This window comes from Citrobacter telavivensis (assembly GCA_009363175.1).
Classification (GTDB): domain Bacteria; phylum Pseudomonadota; class Gammaproteobacteria; order Enterobacterales; family Enterobacteriaceae; genus Citrobacter_A; species Citrobacter_A telavivensis.
Map to the genome: position 1 here is coordinate 3,892,706 of CP045205.1, position 19,782 is coordinate 3,912,487.

15 protein-coding genes, 1 tRNA gene and 1 pseudogene are annotated in these 19,782 nt (G+C 54.1%); 10 read left to right on the forward strand and 7 right to left on the reverse strand.

The genetic code is table 11. The annotated features are described in order from the left end of the window. Positions 1 to 58 precede the first annotated feature (58 nt). The 5 genes from serS to lrp all read right to left on the reverse strand — a co-directional run bounded on the left by serS (position 59) and on the right by lrp (position 8,158). Positions 59 to 1,351 carry a serine--tRNA ligase gene (serS, locus tag GBC03_21055; protein ID QFS72511.1) on the reverse strand — a complete coding sequence of 431 codons (1,293 nt, stop codon included), beginning with the start codon at positions 1,349 to 1,351 and terminating at the stop codon, positions 59 to 61. A 92-nt stretch (positions 1,352 to 1,443) separates the two neighbouring features. Beyond that, the gene (locus GBC03_21060; GenBank protein ID QFS72512.1) at positions 1,444 to 2,787 is read right to left on the reverse strand and encodes an AAA family ATPase; all 1,344 of its coding nucleotides are present in this window, start codon (positions 2,785 to 2,787) and stop codon (positions 1,444 to 1,446) included. Positions 2,788 to 2,795: 8 nt separating this feature from the next. Further along, a complete protein-coding gene (gene lolA / locus GBC03_21065) occupies positions 2,796 to 3,407 on the reverse strand; it encodes an outer membrane lipoprotein chaperone LolA (protein QFS72513.1) in 612 nt (203 codons plus the stop codon). A gap of 111 nt (positions 3,408 to 3,518) precedes the next feature. Then, entirely contained in the window at positions 3,519 to 7,529 is a 4,011-nt protein-coding gene (gene ftsK, locus GBC03_21070; GenBank protein QFS72514.1) for a DNA translocase FtsK, read from the reverse strand. Between the two features lie 134 nt (positions 7,530 to 7,663). After that, complete coding sequence (gene lrp, locus GBC03_21075; protein ID QFS72515.1) at positions 7,664 to 8,158, reverse strand: leucine-responsive transcriptional regulator Lrp; 495 nt, start codon at positions 8,156 to 8,158, stop codon at positions 7,664 to 7,666. 546 nt (positions 8,159 to 8,704) lie between these two features. Here lrp and trxB point away from each other — a divergent pair. From trxB to infA, 6 genes and pseudogenes are all read left to right on the forward strand, one after another. After that, positions 8,705 to 9,673 carry a thioredoxin-disulfide reductase gene (gene trxB, locus GBC03_21080; protein QFS72516.1) on the forward strand — a complete coding sequence of 323 codons (969 nt, stop codon included), beginning with the start codon at positions 8,705 to 8,707 and terminating at the stop codon, positions 9,671 to 9,673. Positions 9,674 to 9,787: 114 nt separating this feature from the next. Then, positions 9,788 to 11,554, forward strand: coding sequence for a cysteine/glutathione ABC transporter permease/ATP-binding protein CydD (gene cydD / locus GBC03_21085; GenBank protein ID QFS72517.1), 1,767 nt, complete (start codon positions 9,788 to 9,790; stop codon positions 11,552 to 11,554). Next, a complete protein-coding gene (gene cydC / locus GBC03_21090; GenBank protein QFS72518.1) occupies positions 11,555 to 13,276 on the forward strand; it encodes a cysteine/glutathione ABC transporter ATP-binding protein/permease CydC in 1,722 nt (573 codons plus the stop codon). A gap of 44 nt (positions 13,277 to 13,320) precedes the next feature. Further along, a complete protein-coding gene (locus GBC03_21095) occupies positions 13,321 to 14,025 on the forward strand; it encodes a leucyl/phenylalanyl-tRNA--protein transferase (protein QFS72519.1) in 705 nt (234 codons plus the stop codon). After that, a pseudogene (locus GBC03_21100) lies at positions 14,026 to 14,392 on the forward strand (hypothetical protein). Then, complete coding sequence (gene infA, locus GBC03_21105) at positions 14,320 to 14,538, forward strand: translation initiation factor IF-1 (protein QFS72520.1); 219 nt, start codon at positions 14,320 to 14,322, stop codon at positions 14,536 to 14,538. Before GBC03_21100 ends, infA begins: the two are co-directional and overlap by 73 nt. 75 nt (positions 14,539 to 14,613) lie before the next feature. Here the strand turns inward: infA and GBC03_21110 are convergent, their stop codons facing one another. Next, complete coding sequence (locus tag GBC03_21110) at positions 14,614 to 15,525, reverse strand: LysR family transcriptional regulator (GenBank protein QFS72521.1); 912 nt, start codon at positions 15,523 to 15,525, stop codon at positions 14,614 to 14,616. A gap of 106 nt (positions 15,526 to 15,631) precedes the next feature. On the opposite strand from GBC03_21110, the gene GBC03_21115 reads away from it, so the two are divergent. From GBC03_21115 to GBC03_21130, 4 genes are all read left to right on the forward strand, one after another. Then, complete coding sequence (locus GBC03_21115) at positions 15,632 to 16,492, forward strand: pirin family protein (GenBank protein ID QFS74095.1); 861 nt, start codon at positions 15,632 to 15,634, stop codon at positions 16,490 to 16,492. 195 nt (positions 16,493 to 16,687) lie between these two features. Continuing rightward, a tRNA-Ser gene (locus tag GBC03_21120) sits at positions 16,688 to 16,775 on the forward strand. Between the two features lie 723 nt (positions 16,776 to 17,498). Continuing rightward, entirely contained in the window at positions 17,499 to 18,170 is a 672-nt protein-coding gene (locus tag GBC03_21125) for a hypothetical protein (GenBank protein QFS74096.1), read from the forward strand. Positions 18,171 to 18,585: 415 nt separating this feature from the next. Then, a complete protein-coding gene (locus GBC03_21130) occupies positions 18,586 to 18,981 on the forward strand; it encodes a VOC family protein (protein QFS72522.1) in 396 nt (131 codons plus the stop codon). Between the two features lie 206 nt (positions 18,982 to 19,187). Here GBC03_21130 and GBC03_21135 read toward each other — a convergent pair whose 3' ends face one another. Then, positions 19,188 to 19,436, reverse strand: coding sequence for a DUF4282 domain-containing protein (locus GBC03_21135; GenBank protein ID QFS72523.1), 249 nt, complete (start codon positions 19,434 to 19,436; stop codon positions 19,188 to 19,190). Positions 19,437 to 19,782: the final 346 nt, after the last annotated feature.

Sequence of the window (19,782 nt, forward strand, 5' to 3'; positions counted from 1 at the left end):
TCAAACAGGCATAAAAAAAGCGCCCAAAGGCGCTTTTTAGAAAGGGATGAAGCGAGGATTAACCAATATATTCCAGTCCGTTCATGTACGGACGCAGCACTTCTGGTACCTGGATACGGCCATCAGCCTGCTGGTAGTTTTCCATCACGGCCACCAGCGTACGACCTACTGCCAGACCAGAGCCGTTCAGGGTATGCACCAGGCGGGTCTTTTTGTCAGACTTGCTGCGGCAGCGTGCCTGCATACGGCGCGCCTGGAAATCCCAGACGTTAGAGCAGGACGAGATCTCGCGATAGGTATTCTGTGCCGGTACCCACACTTCCAGATCGTAGGTTTTGCATGCGCCGAAGCCCATGTCGCCGGTGCAAAGAATAATTTTGCGATACGGTAGGCCCAGCAGTTGCAGAACTTTCTCAGCATGGCCGGTCATCTCTTCCAGCGCCGCCATTGAATCTTCCGGGCGAACAATCTGTACCATTTCAACTTTGTCGAACTGGTGCATACGGATCAGGCCACGAGTATCACGACCGTAAGAACCCGCTTCCGAGCGGAAGCACGGCGTATGCGCCGTCATTTTGATCGGCAACTGATCTTCGTCGATGATCTCATCACGCACCAGGTTGGTCAGCGGGACTTCCGCCGTCGGGATCAGCGCGTAGTTACTGCTGTCAGCCTCTTCTTCAAGCGGACGAGTATGGAACAGATCGCCAGCAAATTTCGGTAACTGACCGGTACCGTACAGGGTGTCATGGTTGACCAGATACGGCACATAATTTTCGCTGTAGCCATGCTGCTCAGTGTGCAGATCGAGCATGAACTGCGAGAGCGCACGATGCATACGGGCAATCTGCCCTTTCATCACCACGAAACGGGAGCCTGTCAGCTTAACGGCGGCAGCAAAGTCCAGACCGGCATGCATTTCACCCAGCGTGACGTGATCGCGAACTTCAAAATCAAACGCGCGCGGGGTACCCCAGCGGCTGACTTCAACGTTATCGTTCTCGTCTTTACCGACCGGGACATCGTCAGCAGGCAGGTTCGGAATGGTCAGCGCGATATCGCGGATCTCAGTCTGTAAAGCATCCAGCTCCGCTTTTGCGGCATCCAGTTCTTCGCCCAGTTTGTTCACTTCCAGACGTAAAGGCTCGATGTCTTCCCCGCGCGCTTTCGCCTGGCCGATGGATTTCGATCGAGAGTTACGCTCTGCCTGCAGGTTTTCGGTATTGACCTGCAAAACTTTACGACGCTCTTCAAGAGCGCGCAGCTTATCTACATCCAGCTTAAAGCCCCGGCGTGCCAGTTTTTCAGCGACTGCGTCTGGCTCATTACGCAGCAGATTGGGATCGAGCATGCTTATCCTGTGCTTATCGAATTGAAAGAGGAAAATGTGACCACAGCCTGCGGTCACAGGGATACAGTGCCAACATTACCGCAACGCCTGCGCTAACGGTAGCGTTTTATAGGGCTATTTTGATCCTGTCCGGCGAGCCAGGCGAGCTTTTCGCCAATCTTACCCTCAAGACCTCTGTTTGTGGGGTGATAATAGCGTGTTTGTGCCATCTCCTGCGGGAAATAGTCCTCGCCGGCGGCATAGGCATTCGGTTCATCATGCGCGTAGCGATATTCCTGACCGTAGCCCATCTCTTTCATCAGTTTCGTCGGCGCATTGCGCAGATGGACAGGTACGTCATAGTCAGGGCGTTCACGGGCATCGGACATCGCCGCTTTGAATGCGGTATACACCGCATTACTTTTCGGTGCGCAGGCCAGATAGACAATCGCCTGCGCGATGGCGCGTTCGCCTTCAGCAGGCCCCACACGCGTAAAGCAGTCCCAGGCGGAGATCGCCACCTGCATCGCACGCGGATCGGCATTGCCCACATCCTCGGAGGCAATAGCCAGACAGCGACGCGCCACGTACAGCGGATCGCCCCCCGCCGTAATGATGCGCGCATACCAGTAAAGTGCCGCATCCGGCGCGCTGCCGCGAACCGATTTATGCAATGCGGAAATGAGATCGTAGAAGCGGTCACCTTTGTTATCGAAACGCGCGCTGCGCTCGCCGGCAATTTCGGTCAACAGCGCGGGCAGCAATACCCGCTTACCGCTGTCATCCACTTCCGCCATGTCGGCCATCATTTCCAGCGTGTTCAGCGCCCGACGCGCATCGCCGTTGACCAGCTCCGCGATTGCTCTGCGGGTGTCATCCGGTAGAACAATATTCTGCCCACCGTAACCCCGCGCCTTGTCTTCCATCGCCTGACGCAGAACCTGCTCGATATCTTCCGTCGTCAGCGACTTGAGCAAATAGACGCGCGCACGCGACAGCAGTGCGGAATTTAGCTCAAAAGAGGGGTTCTCGGTGGTAGCCCCGATAAAGGTGATGGTGCCGTCTTCAATGTGCGGCAGGAACGCATCCTGTTGGCTTTTGTTGAAGCGATGAACTTCGTCAACAAACAGGATGGTGCGACGCCCGGCATTACGACTCTGCCGGGCGCGTTCGATGGCTTCACGGATCTCTTTCACGCCGGAGGTGACGGCTGAAATCCGCTCAACGTCGGCATCGGCGTAGCGGGCAATCACTTCAGCAAGCGTGGTTTTTCCGGTGCCTGGCGGTCCCCACAAAATCATGGAGTGCAGGTGTCCGGCTTCAATCGCGCGCGGCAATGGTTTGCCCGCAGCCAACAGGTGCTGCTGACCAATATACTGCGCTAAATTTTCTGGCCGCATCCGCGCGGCCAGTGGCTGAAAGGTATTATCAGAAAAATCGAGCGACAGGTTGCTCACTGATGCCTCTACTTACGTTGGTCGTCTACCGTTACGCCTTGCGGTGGAGTAAAGGTGAATTTCGATGCGTCAACGGTGCCATTCTGCTGCGATTTCAGCTGATAGCTGCTGCGCTGGTCATCCTGCTCCACGGCGCTGAACTGATGAATGGTCCCGTCGCGGCCCACATTGATAGTGAACTGTTTCAGGTTGCCGTTGCTGGTTTTTGGCGTCAGGACGAAGTCATCTCCGTTCTGCTTGATATTGTACTGCTGCCAGTCGCTGGACTGATTGCGGGCAATCAGCATAAACGGTGTGTTGCCGGTGGCGTCTTTCAACCATGTCGCGGTGGCCTGCTCAACAAACGGGTTAAAGAACCATAGCGTTTTACCATCAGAAACCAGAATGCTTTCGTCAGGCTGCGTCATGTGCCAGTTAAACAGGTTTGGACGCTTCACCCACAAATCACCCTGACCTTCCTGAACAGCGGCACCGCTGCCATCGGTCACTTTCTGCGTAAAGCTGGCGTGGAAGCTGCTCACTTTATCCAGACGACTTTTCAGATCGCTGGCGGCATCCGCCCAAACGCTGCTTACCACGAATCCTGAGAGTAATGCACAGGTGATTGCGATTCTTTTCATTGTTATTCCTCAAAATACGTCACTCCCGACCGGGAGATCCCTCTGCTATCCATTCCAGGCCAAAAATCAGCGTGAGGAAAGTAGACAATACTGAATTACGTAACTTTGCACTTAGTCAAACGGCGGTGGAGCCAGCACTTCGCGATTGCCGTTATGGCCCTGTTCGCTGACGATCCCCTGCGCTTCCATCTGTTCGATGATGCGTGCCGCGCGGTTGTAGCCAATGCGGAACTGGCGCTGTACGCCGGAGATGGACGCTTTATGTTTCTCCGTCACAAAGTTAACCGCTTGATCAAATAACGGATCCAGCTCTTCGCCGCCGTCAAAGCCACCACCGCCACCTTCACTTTCGCTGTCGGAGGTGATGCCATCCACATACTGCGGACGCCCACGTGCCTTCCAGTCCTGAACCACCGCATGCACTTCCTGGTCACGGACAAATGCGCCGTGAACACGCACTGGCATTGTGGAGTTCGGCCCGGAGTAAAGCATATCCCCCATCCCCAGCAGCGATTCTGCACCGCCCTGATCGAGGATGGTACGCGAGTCAATCTTACTGGACACGGTGAAGGCAATACGGGTCGGAATGTTGGCCTTGATCAGACCCGTAATCACGTCAACCGACGGACGCTGCGTCGCCAGCACCAGGTGGATCCCTGCCGCACGGGCTTTTTGCGCCAGTCGGGCAATCAACTCTTCAACTTTCTTACCGACGGTCATCATCAGGTCGGCAAATTCATCCACCAGCACAACGATATACGGCAGTTTTTCCAGTACCGGATGCTGTGCATCCATACTGTCACCCGGCTTCCAGTACGGATCCGGAATCGGACGCCCCATCCGCGCGGCTTCGGCAATCTTCTCGTTGTAACCCGCCAGATTACGCACGCCCAGAGCGGACATCAGCTTGTAACGGCGCTCCATCTCGTTAACGCTCCAGCGCAGGGCGTTGGCGGCGTCTTTCATATCGGTGACGACCTCCGTCAGCAAATGCGGAATGCCTTCGTAAACCGACAGTTCCAGCATTTTCGGGTCGATCATGATGAAGCGAACGTCTTCCGGTTGCGCCTTGTAAAGCATGCTGAGGATCATCGCATTCACACCAACCGATTTACCCGAACCGGTTGTACCCGCCACTAACAGGTGTGGCATTTTCGCCAGGTCAGCCACCACCGGATCGCCAGCAATATCTTTACCCAGCACGACGGTCAGCGGCGACGGGTTTTCACGGAATTTCGCGTTATCCAGCACTTCACGCAGATAAACGGTCTGCCGTTTTTTGTTCGGCAATTCCAGGCCTACGTAGGGTTTGCCCGGAATCACTTCCACCACGCGTACAGCGATGGTCGAAAGCGAACGCGCCAGGTCACGAGAGAGGTTGGAAATACGGGCAGCCTTCACGCCCGGTGCCAGATTCAGTTCAAAACGCGTGATCACCGGACCTGGAGAGTAATTCACCACATCAGCCTTGATGCGGAAGTCAGCCAGACGGGCTTCAACCAGTCGCGCCATTTGTTCCAGCGCAAAGGTATCAACCGGCTCGACTTCGCTCGGCGGCTGCGTCAGCAGATCCAGCGACGGCAACGGCGTCGTCGGTCTTTGCAGCGGACGACTGTCACCGTTGCGCATCAGCAACGGGTGAATCAGACTTTCCTGCGGCTGAGGCGCTGCGGGTTGCTGCGGGACCATCGGCTGTTGTGGCTGCTGATACTGCGGCTGCGGGACCACCGGCTGTTGCGGCTGTTGATACTGCGGCTGCGGGGTCACCGGCTGTTGCGGCTGCTGATACTGCGGCTGAGGGACCACCGGCTGTTGTGGCTGCTGATACTGCGGCTGCGGGGCCACCGGTTGTTGCGGCTGCTGATACTGCGGCTGCGGGACCACCGGCTGTTGCGGCTGTTGATACTGCGGCTGCTGTGGCTGCTGAACAGGCACAGGCTCCGGCATCACGCCCGGCGTAAACAACGGCTCATGCGGGCCATTATCCACCAGCGTTTTCATCGGTGAAAACTCAAAATCATCCAGCGAGAACGGATTCGCTCCCGTAGGTTGCTCACCGGCATAGCGTTGCTGCTGCGAAGAGGCAAACTGGCGCGCCAGTTCGGCTTCTGCAGCGACATCTTCATCGTCAGCCTGCGTCACATCTCGCGGATACTCATCGCCATAACGACTTTGCTGTGACTGGGCGAACTGACGAGCCAGTTCATCCTGCTGCATGGCGTCGATTTCATCATCGCTGTATTGCGGATCGTGCTGCCCGGCCTCACGTACTCTCTCCTCAGCCATACGCTGAGACGGTAATTTAATGCCATACGATGCCAGCTCACGGCGCGTCGGTACGCGCACGCGGTTCGGACGAGGCAACTGTGGACCAATCCCTTCTTTCACCTGCGGACGCGGCGCGCCGCCGTTCGCGAGGCTGAAGATCGGCGCTGCTGCTGCCGCAGTCGCACCGGCTGATAACGTCGCATCCTTCACGCCTGCGGCGATCGGTGCAATAGCCGCTGCGGCGTCGACTGGCGGTATGGAAGGCGCGGCTGATGGCGCAGGAGCCACCGATTCCAGCGCGTTAACGGGCTCAGGAATCGGCTGATACCATGCCGCCAGTTGCTCGCGTTCACGCGCGCGCTTCTCTTCCACCTCTTCAAAATAGTACAGCGGCGGACGCGCAGGTTTCGTCTCTTCCACCACCGGTTCAGGCTCTGCAACAGGCATCTGCTGAACCACAGGTTCCTGCGGCCCTGGCTGATAAGCCGGTTGATGATAATTCGGTTGTTGAACGGGCTCTGACGGATAAACCGACTCAGGTTGCCAGGGTTGTTCTGGCGCAGGCTGCGGTTGCTGCCACGGTTGCTGCGGTACGCCTGGCTGTAAATAACCTGTTTCAGGGCCAACAGGCGCAGTGTATTGCTGTTCAGTCGGAACGGGCTGTTGCCATGACTCATACTGCGCGTGTTGCGGTTGCGCATACTGAGCGTGTGGCGGATAGCCTTCCGGCGCCGGAGCGATAGCCGGCTCGCCGGTTTGCGGCCCTGGAACAGGCTGCCATTCAACGGCAGGTTGTACAGAAACGGTTTCCGCTCCCGACATAGGTGGCGTTTGCATAATCGGATCGACCGGGGCGGCCCAGGCCTGAGTCGCAGCCGTTGCTGCTGCCGCAGCGACCGGTTCGGTCACCGAATGACCGTTTAAAAGCGGATCGTATTCATCATATTCTGGTTGCGTTGCACGATGTCCAGAGAACAGCACATCGCCAGGATCCGCTTCGACGCCACGCGCGCTGTATGCTACCTCATCTTCGTCATCCATGCGTCTGCCAGAGAACAGCGCCGCATCGGTCTGACGACCATGCGGGTTGATAAATTTTTCAGCCAGACGTTTACGGCGCGCCAGCGCTCCGCGAAGAATACGCGCCCGACGAGATTCACGTCTCCCGCCATCAGCTTCATCTTCATATTCTTCATCGTCTTCGTATTCGTCGTCTTCTACCCAGGTATCATCACGACGCGTTCGGTTGCTGGCAAAAGTCAGAATATTGAGCAGCCAGCCACCGAGTTTTTCGGCGATGCTAACCCATGACCAACCGGTAAAGAGCGTCAGCCCCGCGGCCCACACGCACAAAAGCGTAATGGTGCCGCCACTGCTGTGCAGCAGTGGTTGCAGCGTAGTACTCAACAGACTGCCAATCACCCCGCCAGACGCGAAGTACCAGATATCGTCAGCATTGATTGCGGCCAGGCCACAGGAGGTGAGGATAAGCGCCAGCACGCCAATGATGCGCAGTGAGACGGCAAAATAGTCGATATAGTCATCGGTCGCCTGATGACGCCAGGCAAACCAGCAGCCGCCCACAATGATGACTGGAATGGTGTACGCCATCACCCCAAAGATAAAGAACAGGGTATCTGCCAGCCACGCACCCGGAGCCCCCCCCAGATTATGGATAGGCTCATGCCAGGCCGTTTGCGACCAACTGGGATCAGAAGGATTAAAGCTCAGTAAGGCTGCCATCAGCCAGACGGCAAAAAGGGCAATAAGAATTAACAACGCCTCCAGAAGTCGGCGCCCGCTGCTTAACTTTGTCAATGTGACTTCTTTGTCTTCAGTGTATTCCTGGCTCAAAAAAGGCTCTCCAGGTTTCAGGCTTTTCCTGCCCGGTGCTAAAACGGACAACAGCACCGGGTTACCCCGGCACTGTTGCTGTATGGATTAACAGGAGTGTAATCAAAATACGCCGATTTTGCACCTGTTCCGTATTAGCGCGTCTTAATAACCAGACGATTACTCTGTTTGACTTCTTCCATTACCACGTAAGTACGTGTGTCATTCACGCCAGGCAGACGCAGCAGGGTTTCCCCCAACAGCTTACGGTACGCTGACATATCCGGCACACGTGTTTTCAACAGGTAGTCGAAATCACCGGACACCAAATGACACTCTTGAATTTCTTCAAGTTTCTGTACGGCAGCATTGAATTGTTCAAACACATCCGGAGCGCCACGATTCAGAGTAATCTCAACAAATACCAGAAGTGATGCATCCAGATAATGCGGGTTTAACAGAGCGGTATAGCCCTGAATGAAACCCTGTCTTTCCAGACGACGCACACGCTCAAGGCAGGGCGTCGGGGAAAGTCCCACTCGTTTAGAAAGCTCGACGTTAGAAATACGCCCATCCTTTTGCAACTCATTAAGAATGTTACGATCGATACGGTCGAGATCTTTGCCAGGGCGCTTTTTGCTATCTACCATTATTATTGTCTCTCTGTATTCCTTCCCTACTCCTGCCTGACTCATCAAACATCATTGTCGAGAGTCGATGCCCATCACAATAGACCGAAACCCAGAGGATTAACGGCGCGCAATGCCTGGGTCTATAGTGAGAAGACCGTTGCCTGAAGGCAGCTATCGACATCACGAATGGCGTCTGTCCACGCCATGCGTAGATTTCGCTAGCCCGGTAAACATGGTATTTATATGCATGATTATGCGGCACACACACAACACTGTTTTTTTCTTCCTCGAATGTTTTCGCAAAACGGCAGGTGATTGTCAAAGTAAAACATCGATTTTTAGTACAACATGCCAGTTATTCATTATGCGTTAAGACAATTCGTCATTTTATCACCTTATAACTGACCGACTTTAAGTAGAATTCTTTATAGTGACACTGCCGATTTGTTCACTTATTGGCCTCGCCTATTGCACAAATTGTTAACAAAATCGCTATACTCTTTTTTTACGCCACCAAATTCCCTACAATCCAGCCCATTGCCTGCCAACAACAATGAGGATCTCATGGGCACGACCAAACACAGTAAACTGCTTATCCTGGGTTCCGGCCCGGCGGGATACACCGCGGCGGTCTATGCTGCGCGCGCAAACCTGCAGCCGGTGCTGATTACCGGTATGGAAAAAGGCGGTCAACTGACCACCACGACCGAAGTGGAAAACTGGCCTGGCGATCCGAACGATCTGACCGGTCCCCTGCTGATGGAGCGTATGCACGAGCATGCGACTAAGTTTGAAACCGAGATCATCTTCGATCACATCAATAAAGTGGACCTGCAAAACCGTCCGTTCCGTCTGACAGGTGACAGTGCAGAGTACACCTGTGATGCGCTGATTATCGCCACCGGTGCGTCCGCTCGCTATCTCGGTCTGCCGTCAGAAGAGGCGTTCAAAGGTCGTGGCGTTTCTGCCTGCGCAACCTGTGACGGCTTTTTCTATCGCAACCAGAAGGTCGCGGTTATCGGCGGCGGTAACACGGCCGTTGAAGAAGCGCTGTATCTGGCGAACATCGCCTCTGAAGTTCACCTGATTCACCGCCGTGACGGCTTTCGCGCGGAAAAAATTCTGATTAAACGTCTGATGGACAAAGTGGAGAACGGCAACATTGTGTTGCACACCCACCGCACGCTGGAAGAAGTAACCGGCGATCAGATGGGCGTTACCGGTCTGCGCCTGCGCGATACGCAGAATGCAGACAACATTGAGTCGCTGGAGGTCGCGGGACTGTTTGTTGCCATCGGCCACAGCCCGAACACGGCGATTTTCGAAGGTCAGCTTGAGCTTGAAAACGGCTACATCAAAGTACAGTCCGGCAGTCACGGTAACGCGACCCAGACCAGCATCCCGGGCGTCTTCGCTGCGGGCGACGTGATGGACCACATTTATCGTCAGGCTATCACCTCCGCAGGCACCGGTTGTATGGCTGCGCTGGATGCCGAACGTTACCTCGATGGTTTAGCCGACGCGTGCAAATAGTTTTTACAAATCAGTAACAAAAGTAAATAAGGCGACTATAAGTCGCCTTTATTTTTGCCCCGTTGTAACATTGCCCTGCCAAAAAATTCTGATAACTCACCTGCAAAGCGCGCAATGAATAAAACTCGTCAAAAAGAGCTAACCCTCTGGTTAAAACAGCAAAGTGTCATTTCCCAACGCTGGCTCATGATTTCCCGTCTGCTGGGGTTCGTGAGTGGCGTACTGATTGTCGCTCAGGCCTGGATCATGGCTCGCATTCTGCAACATATGATCATGGATAACATCCCGCGCGAGGCATTGCTGTTGCCCTTTGTCGTGCTGGTGCTGATCTTTATCCTGCGTGCCTGGGTGGTATGGCTACGCGAACGCGTGGGATTCCATGCGGGACAACATATCCGATTTGAGATCCGCCGCCAGGTCCTCAATCGCCTGCAACAGGCCGGTCCGGCGTGGATTCAGGGGCGACCGGCGGGAAGTTGGGCCACGCTAGTGCTGGAACAAATTGACGATATGCACGATTACTACGCCCGCTATCTGCCGCAGATGGCGCTGGCAGTGTGTGTGCCCATCCTGATCGTGGCGGCTATTTTTCCCTCGAACTGGGCCGCCGCGCTGATTCTGCTCGGCACCGCGCCGCTTATCCCTCTGTTCATGGCGATGGTCGGTATGGGCGCAGCCGATGCTAACCGTCGTAACTTCCTGGCGCTGGCTCGTCTGAGCGGGCATTTTCTCGATCGCTTACGCGGAATGGATACCCTGCGCATTTTTGGTCGCGGTGAAGCCGAAACAGAAAGCATCCGCGTCGCGTCGCAAGATTTCCGCCAGCGCACGATGGAAGTGCTACGCCTTGCCTTTTTATCATCGGGTGTACTGGAATTTTTCACCTCGCTTTCCATCGCGCTGGTCGCTGTTTACTTTGGCTTTTCCTACCTCGGCGAACTTAATTTCGGCCACTATGGTACGGGCGTGACGCTGGCGGCAGGCTTCCTGGCCCTCATTCTGGCCCCTGAGTTTTTCCAGCCGCTGCGCGATTTGGGTACGTTTTATCACGCCAGGGCGCAGGCGGTGGGTGCGGCTGACAGTCTGAAAACCTTTATGGAAACGCCGCTCGCCCACCCGGAACGCGGCGAGGTTGAATTATCCGCGCAAGAACCTGTTTCCATTGATGCTGAAAATCTCATTATCACCTCCCCGGAAGGTAAAACGCTGGCAGGACCACTGAACTTCTCGCTTCCTGCCGGGCAGCGTACCGTGCTGGTCGGTCGTAGCGGTTCAGGTAAGAGTTCGTTGTTGAATGCACTTTCCGGCTTCCTTTCCTATCAGGGATCGCTGCGCATTAACGGTGTGGAACTGCGCGATTTGTCTCCAGAGTCCTGGCGCAAGCATCTCTCCTGGGTGGGGCAAAACCCACAGTTGCCCGCAGCAACGATACGGGAAAACGTTTTGCTGGCGCGCCCGAATGCCAGCGAGCAAGAACTGCGCGCAGCACTCGACAGCGCCTGGGTCAGTGAATTCCTGCCGCTGTTGCCGCAGGGTGTTGATACACCCGTTGGCGATCAGGCAGGACGCCTGTCCGTCGGCCAGGCTCAACGCGTAGCAGTCGCACGTGCGCTCCTTAATCCCTGCAAGTTACTGCTGCTGGACGAACCGGCTGCCAGCCTGGATGCCCATAGTGAACAGCGGGTCATGCAGGCGCTGAAAACTGCCTCAAAACGCCAGACAACGCTAATGGTCACGCACCAGCTTGAAGATCTTGCCGACTGGGACACGATTTGGGTGATGCAGGACGGACAGATTATCGAACAAGGCTCCTGGGCCGAGTTGAGTTCCGCCAGCGGCGCGTTTGCAACGCTGTTGGCCCATCGTCAGGAGGAGATCTAAATGCGCGCGCTGCTGCCTTATCTGACGCTCTATAAACGTCACAAGTGGATGTTAACGCTGGGCATCGTGTTGGCCATTATCACTCTGCTCGCCAGTATTGGCCTGCTGACGCTGTCCGGCTGGTTTCTTTCAGCGTCGGCCGTGGCGGGCTTTGCCGGTATCTACAGTTTTAACTACATGCTTCCTGCCGCGGGCGTACGCGGCGCGGCCATTACCCGGACTGCCGGACGCTATTTCGAGCGGCTGGTCAGCCATGATGCGACCTTCCGCGTGCTGCAACATTTGCGCATTCACACCTTCAGCAAACTGTTGCCGCTCTCCCCTGCCGGACTGGCTCGCTATCGTCAGGGTGAATTGTTGAACCGCATTGTGGCAGATGTGGATACGCTGGATCACCTCTACCTGCGCGTCATTTCCCCTCTGGTGGGTGCTTTTGTGGTAATTATGGTCGTGACGATCGGTCTGAGCGTACTTGACGTCACCCTCGCCTGCACCCTCGGCGGTGTGATGCTGCTGACGCTGTTTATTATGCCGCCCGTATTTTATCGCGCCGGGAAAACCACCGGACAGAACCTGACGCATCTGCGCGGACAGTATCGTCAGCAACTGACTGCGTGGTTACAGGGCCAGGCTGAACTGACTATTTTTGGCGCCAGCGACCGTTATCGCGCACAGATGGAAGCCACAGAGTTACAGTGGCACGAAGCACAGCGCCGACAGTCTGAACTGACGGCACTGTCACAGGCGCTAATGTTGCTGATCGGCGCCGTTGCCATATTACTGATGCTGTGGATGGCAGCAGGCGGCGTGGGTGGTAACACCCAGCCGGGCGCGCTGATTGCTCTGTTTGTCTTTTGCGCGCTGGCGGCGTTTGAAGCGCTGGCTCCGGTTACCGGTGCATTTCAGCATCTGGGACAGGTCATCGCCTCCGCCATGCGGATCACCGAGTTAACCGAACAGAAGCCGGAAGTCATTTTCCCGACCGACGTGTCGGACGTCCCGGCTAAGGTTACTCTGACGCTGCGTGACGTTGCATTCAGCTATCCCGGGCAGGCGCAAAAAGCGCTGGATTCGCTCTCTCTTCAGGTGAATCCTGGCGAGCACATTGCCATTCTTGGTCGTACTGGGTGCGGTAAATCGACATTGCTGCAACTGCTCACGCGCGCGTGGGATCCGCAGCAGGGCGAGATCCTGCTCAACGACCGTCCGATTGCGGCATTGAATGAAGCGACGCTGCGCAAGACCATCAGCGTCGTGCCGCAGCGTGTGCACTTGTTCAGCGCCACCCTACGCGACAACCTGCGGCTTGCCGCACCCGACGCCAGTGACGAACAGTTGACAGACACGCTGCGCCGCGTCGGACTGGAGAAACTCCTCGACGATACCGGCCTCAATAGCTGGCTGGGAGAAGGCGGTCGTCAGTTATCCGGTGGGGAACTACGCCGTCTGGCGATCGCCCGTGCCCTGCTGCACGATGCGCCGCTGATGCTGCTTGATGAACCAACGGAAGGACTGGATGCGACCACCGAAAGCCAAATGCTTGAATTACTGGCGGATGTAATGCGTGGTAAAACGTTACTGATGGTGACGCATCGCCTGCGCGGGCTCGCGCGTTTTGATCAAATAATAGTAATGGACAACGGCCAAATTATTGAGCAAGGTAATCACGCAGATCTGTTAGCGCAGCAGGGGCGTTATTACCAGTTTAAGCAAGGTCTGTAAGCTATTATTGAACGATCCGACTCGCGTACTGGAGTTCTGCTGTCATGCGCCTGGTTCAGCTTTCCCGACACTCTATCGCCTTCCCTTCGCCGGAGGGCGCTTTACGCGAGCCAAACGGCCTGCTGGCGCTTGGGGGCGATCTGAGCCCTGCGCGGCTGCTGATGGCCTATCAGCGCGGCATTTTCCCGTGGTTTTCCCCTGGCGACCCTATTCTCTGGTGGTCGCCGGACCCTCGGGCCATTCTGTGGCCTGACACTTTTCATATTAGCCGCAGCATGAAGCGCTTTCATAAGCGCTCTCCGTATCGTGTCACCCTGAATTATGCGTTTGGTCAGGTCATCGACGGGTGCGCCAACGATCGCGATGAAGGGACATGGATAACTCAGGGCGTGGTGGAAGCCTATCACCGACTGCACGAACTGGGACACGCGCATTCCATTGAGGTCTGGCGCGACAATGAGCTGGTCGGTGGTATGTATGGCGTTTCCCAGGGAGCCCTGTTTTGCGGTGAGTCAATGTTCAGTCGGCAAGAGAATGCGTCAAAAACCGCGCTACTGGTTTTTTGTGCAGAATTTGTCCGTCACGGCGGCAAATTAATGGATTGCCAGGTGCTCAATAGCCATACCGAATCGCTAGGGGCGGTCGAAATTTCGCGTCGGGTGTATCTGGAACACCTCGATGCGTTACGCCAACAACGTTTACCTCGCGATTTTTGGGTCCCTCGTACGTTATTTTTGCCCCTGAAGTGAATGTTTTCGGCACATTTTTTGTCAGGGTGTTATAATTGCGTCGCAGAGTTGGTTTAGCCCATTACCCCGCTGCCGTTAAGGATCCGTTCGCGTCAGGTAACGCCATCGTTTATCTCATCGCTCCCTTATACGTTGCGCTTCACGTGCGGCTTTGCCGTGTGCTTTTTAAGCAAACCGGAGTAATGCGCCAAATTTTGTTTGCTGCGTTTTAAACGTGCAAATCTTTACTTATTAAAAGAACTTCGGCATTATCTTGCCGGTTCAAATTACGGTAGTGATACCCCAGAGGATTAGATGGCCAAAGAAGACAATATTGAAATGCAGGGTACCGTTCTCGAAACGTTACCTAATACCATGTTCCGCGTAGAGTTAGAAAACGGTCACGTGGTTACTGCACACATCTCCGGTAAAATGCGTAAAAACTACATCCGCATCCTGACGGGCGACAAAGTGACTGTTGAGCTGACCCCGTACGACCTGAGCAAAGGCCGCATTGTCTTCCGTAGTCGCTGATTGTTTTCACGCCCGAATGGCGTACCAATAATAAAAGGTCGGTCTATCCGGCCTTTTTTGTTGTGTAGAAATCACCTACTCCTCCGTCATCCGCGCGTACTCGTCCGTCAGGAAATCCACCAGCGCTCTCACCGACGGCAGCAATCCCCTGCGTGAAGGAAAAACCGCATGAATCACCTCTCTTCGGGGTTCCCATCCTTCCAGTAACGAAACCAGTTCACCCGCCGCCAGCTGTTCTTTGACCATTAAGATGGGAAGCTGTACGGCACCGACGCCGGCGATAGCCGCCTCACGCAATACCAACATATCAGTCGTGATAAATCGCGGGGTAAAGTGTACTTCCGCTCTGGCCCCTTGTGGACCGTACAACTCCCAGCGATGAATATGCTTTCCGGATGCCAGACTCAGTCCGGGCCAGCGGCTTAATTCCGCCGGTGATGCAGGGACACCCATGCGTGCGATCAATGCCGGACTGGCAAATAACCGGTGTGCGCGGTCAGCAAGAACCCGCATAACCAGATCGCTGTCCTCAATCGGGCGCGGTCGTACTCTGATAGCAATATCAACGCCTTCACCCACCACATCAACACGACGATTCGTCGCTTCGAGTTGCAGCGTGACATCGGGATAGCGTGCCATAAATTTCGCCAGCATCGGCCCCACGTGAACGTGGAGCAGCGTGACCGGACACGTCAGCTTCACCACGCCACGAGGTTCGACCTGCAATGCGGCAATCGCATCCTGCGCCGCCTGTGCTTCTACCAGCATCGCTTTGCAGTGCTCGTAGAACGTTTGCCCCACTTCCGTAACGTTAAACTGCCGCGTCGTCCGCTGGATGAGTCGCACACCCAGTTGCTCCTCCAGTTGCGCGATGCGCCGACTGAGCTTTGATTTAGGTTCGTCTAACGCGCGGCCTGCCGCGGCAAACCCTCCCTGCTCCACGACATGGACAAACCACGCAAAATCATTGAGGTCCGGCTTTGCCATTTATTGTTCCATTTTCAGAACGATGAGATTCATTTTAGCGACTACTCACCTCGCTGTCATGAATATAAGCTTATTCACAGGCAGGAATACCATTGAGGAGATAATGATGAAACAGGTTACAGGCGTCTATACCGCACCTCGCCCGCACTGGGTTGGCGATGGATTTCCGGTTCGTTCACTGTTTTCGTACCAGTCCCACGCGCAGCAGCTGAGCCCGTTTCTGCTGCTCGACTATGCGGGTCCCCATACGTTCACGCCGGGAACGAAAAAGCGTGGTGTGGGTGAACATCCCCACCGCGGTTTTGAAACGGTGACAATAGTGTACAGCGGTGAAGTTGAGCATCGCGACTCAACGGGTCGCGGCGGCATTATTGGCCCTGGCGACGTGCAGTGGATGACGGCAGGCGCAGGCATTTTGCATGAAGAATTTCATTCTGAAGCCTTCACCCGCAAGGGAGGAGAACTGGAGATGGTGCAACTGTGGGTAAACCTGCCAGCGAAAGACAAAATGACGTCACCGGGATACCAGAGCATCACTCAGGAACACATCCCAACCGTTGAGTTGCCGAACGAGGCAGGAACAGTACGAATCATTGCCGGTCAGTATCAGCAGACGACAGGACCGGCTCACACGTTCTCGCCGCTGAACGTCTGGGATATGCGGCTGCAGCAGGCGCGCCCGTTGACACTTTTGCAGCCAGAGGGGTGGAGTACCGCACTGGTGATCCTGAAAGGTTCAATCAGGGTAAATGGCTCGACAACGGCAAATGAGGGGCAACTGGTCGTATTAAGTCAGCAAGGAGACTCAGTGCATCTGGAAGCCAGCGGTGATGCCAGCGTGTTGTTGCTGTCGGGGGAACCGCTGAATGAACCGGTAGTCGGTTACGGTCCGTTTGTCATGAATACCAAACAAGAAATTGCAGAAGCCGTTCGCGATTTTAACGCTGGCCGCTTTGGTCAAATCTGACCGGGAGGAGGTTGTAAGAATAGCAAAATGCGGGATTCATAACGCAGAAAAGCTTCCCCGACGGCATCGTTCGGGGAAGCTGTACAATGCGTAACCAAACGATAAGCAAAGCGTAAATACTGCTTGACCGTTTTAGCGCAACTCCATATAGTAGCGCCCCGTTGCTCCCCAAGCGGTCAGGCAACAATACAATATGGTGAGGTGTCCGAGTGGCTGAAGGAGCACGCCTGGAAAGTGTGTATACGGCAACGTATCGGGGGTTCGAATCCCCCCCTCACCGCCATATTTAAGAAAGAGCTCGTACGCAAGTACGGGCTTTTTTTTCGCATATTGCACACACCTGGGGGGATGAGAGCCCCCGACCGGGGGTCGACAACGGGCGCAGCCCGTTGGACAGACCGCGAACATCGTGAGCGGGCTGCCCGTCAGGGCGAGCGAAGCGAGTCAATCCCCCCCTCACCGCCATATTTAAGAAAGAGCTCGTACGCAAGTACGGGCTTTTTTTTCGCATATTGCACACACCTGGGGGGATGAGAGCCCCCGACCGGGGGTCGACAACGGGCGCAGCCCGTTGGACAGACCGCGAACATCGTGAGCGGGCTGCCCGTCAGGGCGAGCGAAGCGAGTCAATCCCCCCCTCACCGCCATATTTAAGAAAGAGCTCGTACGCAAGTACGGGCTTTTTTTTCGCATATTGCACACGCCGTGGGGGGATGAGAATCCCCGACCGGGGTCGACAACGGGCGCAGCCCGTTGGACAGACCGCGAACTTCGTGAGCGGGCTGCCCGTCAGGGCGAGCGAAGCGAGTCAATCCCCCCCTCACCGCCATCTTTAAGAAAGAGCTCGTACGCAAGTACGGGCTTTTTTTTCGCATATTGCACGCACTGCGGGGGGATGAGATCAGAGATTTCCACCCGGGTAATGAAATCATCTGCAATTTTATTCAATACACATCAGAGCAGCGACCGATATTCTGTCAGAAATAGTGCTAAGGAGAGAATGTCAATGCCGCTATGTTATGCCTCTGAAATTCATACGAGATTCAGGCAACTTCGTTCTGCGACGATCGGTGTTAATGGTATTCACGCAGATGCTAATTCGGGCGCACAAGTGGCTCAGTTACTTGCAGTCGCAGATAAGCGACTGACGGCGACTCGCGAAGGCGAGTTTGCGGAGATTAAAGCCTGGCGTCGTGCTTTTTCCGAGTTAGGCCTTAAGCCTACACAATATCGCTGCGCATCGGAATCTCTGTTAAGACGGTATCGCAAGAGCGGAGAGTTGCCGACGCTACATCCGCTGATTGACCTGTGTAATGCGGCTTCCCTCGCCTTTGCCATACCGGTTGCTGCATTTGACATCAACCGGATCAGCGGTGCGTTAACAGTGCGTTCGGCCTGTGGGGATGAACTCTATGAGACGTTTTCCGGGGAAACTGAACACCCTGAACCCGGTGAAGTTATCTTTGTCGATGATTCCGGACGAGCCCATGCCCGACGCTGGACTCATCGACAAAGCGGTTGGTCGGCCGTTCGCCAACGTACGTCCAACGTGCTGATTGTCGCCGAAGCTTTGCACGAAACCGCACAGGATGACGTTGAAAACCTTATTGTCGCACTCACAGACGCCATATCTCAGGTATGGCCTGCAGCCATACGGACGGACATAAAGCGCTTATGAACCCAGCGCTTCGGTTTGCTGGTAATGGGTATTTGCGACGGTGGTACGTTGATACATTATTGCCAGGGCAAAAGTATTATCATCAATAAAGACGGTACCCCGCACGAGTGTGGGTATTTGTCTCTGAGCCATACTCTTCCCCATTATCCCGAGCAGTGGTATCCCATGATAATTTCGGGCTTTATTTTACGATGATAATTCCTGGGATTAATCAGTTTCAGGGAGGCTGCTGCGCTCAGATTAGGCAGTAACTTATTCATTCGTCGGCATTCGGGATATAGCTTTCATCTGTCTATACCACTCACATTCATTCTGGATTTGTGATTGAAAAATAAAGACTGGTATAAACACTTCCGTTCAGTTCTCCGAACAGGCATAGTGACGAATGAGGATTTTTTTCACAACAGGAGTTGCCATGTTTTCTTATGTCATGTTGGGTACCAATAACCCGGAAGTTTCTTATAAATTTTATGCGCCGCTAATGGACGTGCTGGGATATCCTCTGGATGGTCGAAGTGAGAAAGGCGCCGCCTGGGGCACGTTTAAAAATAATAATTCCACAGGGCTATGTGTTGGCCTTCCCTTTAATCAACGTCCGGCAACATTTGGCAATGGCGTGATGGTGGCACTTAATGCCCCCTCCGTTGATATAATTAACAAGCTCTATGCCTTAGCGTTAGAAAACGGTGGCGAGGATGATGGTCCTCCTGGCTACCGCCCACACTATGGTGATGATTTTTACAGTGCTTATGTCCGCGATCCTGACAAGAACAAAATTGCTTTTGTTTTTTACGATCCGACAAAAAAATAAAGCCCACTGTATTTGATATGTGCCTGCTCTGCCTCAACGTTTATCGTCTGCGACCTTTTATGGCTCTACAGGCCATCCGTTGATTCATTAACTTAGCTGAAACATCCTGACACTCTGCATGAATAAGCAAAGTGTCAGGATGTTATCTCAGTGTGAAAATAAACATCACATTGTAACAGACCAGGATTAATACCAGGAAAACGCTATTATTCTGATTTATTGGAATTCTGTGCAATCAGACGCAGATACTCATTGTTTTTAAACGCAATCATAATAAGTTCAAACATGACGCGACAGCCAACCAGACTAAAAGCCGTGCCAAATAATCCTGCAATGATTTGACCATTAAATATAGAAATCACGCCAACAACGGCCACTAAAACCATAAAAATCCAGTATAAAAACACCATGATTTTAGGAGTCAGCAGACTATCGAAACCCAGAATTACTTTCATTTGGCTATCCTTAATAAATAAAATTTGAAGAAAACTGCAAGAACAACATATATTATCTATTTCAAAATGTAAATACTGATTTATTAGTCTGGCTACTATTCTATTTCGTTCTATTGCGAGACAATTGAAGGTAAGAATTTTCCGTGAATAGCGTGATAATGATTTCAGGATTATAATATTAGCTAAGCATGGGATATAATTTCATGAAATAAATATTGGCATTTATTATTAACTAATTATTAATATTCATCTTACCGTTTCCTCTGCTGGGTAGAATAATCTGAAGGTAAAACGATAAGGGAGCCATGGGGAAGAAAACCGACCTATGAGGCAGATGTTTGTCTGT

What these genes read in the sequence shown, in the direction of transcription:
- serS (QFS72511.1), bottom strand. Translation starts at nt 1,351, where the DNA reads ATGCTCGATCCCAATCTGCTGCGTAATGAGCCAGACGCAGTCGCTGAA.
- lolA (QFS72513.1), bottom strand. Translation starts at nt 3,407, where the DNA reads ATGAAAAGAATCGCAATCACCTGTGCATTACTCTCAGGATTCGTGGTA.
- lrp (QFS72515.1), bottom strand. Translation starts at nt 8,158, where the DNA reads ATGGTAGATAGCAAAAAGCGCCCTGGCAAAGATCTCGACCGTATCGAT.
- trxB (QFS72516.1), top strand. Translation starts at nt 8,705, where the DNA reads ATGGGCACGACCAAACACAGTAAACTGCTTATCCTGGGTTCCGGCCCG.
- cydD (QFS72517.1), top strand. Translation starts at nt 9,788, where the DNA reads ATGAATAAAACTCGTCAAAAAGAGCTAACCCTCTGGTTAAAACAGCAA.
- cydC (QFS72518.1), top strand. Translation starts at nt 11,555, where the DNA reads ATGCGCGCGCTGCTGCCTTATCTGACGCTCTATAAACGTCACAAGTGG.
- GBC03_21095 (QFS72519.1), top strand. Translation starts at nt 13,321, where the DNA reads ATGCGCCTGGTTCAGCTTTCCCGACACTCTATCGCCTTCCCTTCGCCG.
- infA (QFS72520.1), top strand. Translation starts at nt 14,320, where the DNA reads ATGGCCAAAGAAGACAATATTGAAATGCAGGGTACCGTTCTCGAAACG.
- GBC03_21110 (QFS72521.1), bottom strand. Translation starts at nt 15,525, where the DNA reads ATGGCAAAGCCGGACCTCAATGATTTTGCGTGGTTTGTCCATGTCGTG.
- GBC03_21115 (QFS74095.1), top strand. Translation starts at nt 15,632, where the DNA reads ATGAAACAGGTTACAGGCGTCTATACCGCACCTCGCCCGCACTGGGTT.
- GBC03_21125 (QFS74096.1), top strand. Translation starts at nt 17,499, where the DNA reads ATGCCGCTATGTTATGCCTCTGAAATTCATACGAGATTCAGGCAACTT.
- GBC03_21130 (QFS72522.1), top strand. Translation starts at nt 18,586, where the DNA reads ATGTTTTCTTATGTCATGTTGGGTACCAATAACCCGGAAGTTTCTTAT.
- GBC03_21135 (QFS72523.1), bottom strand. Translation starts at nt 19,436, where the DNA reads ATGAAAGTAATTCTGGGTTTCGATAGTCTGCTGACTCCTAAAATCATG.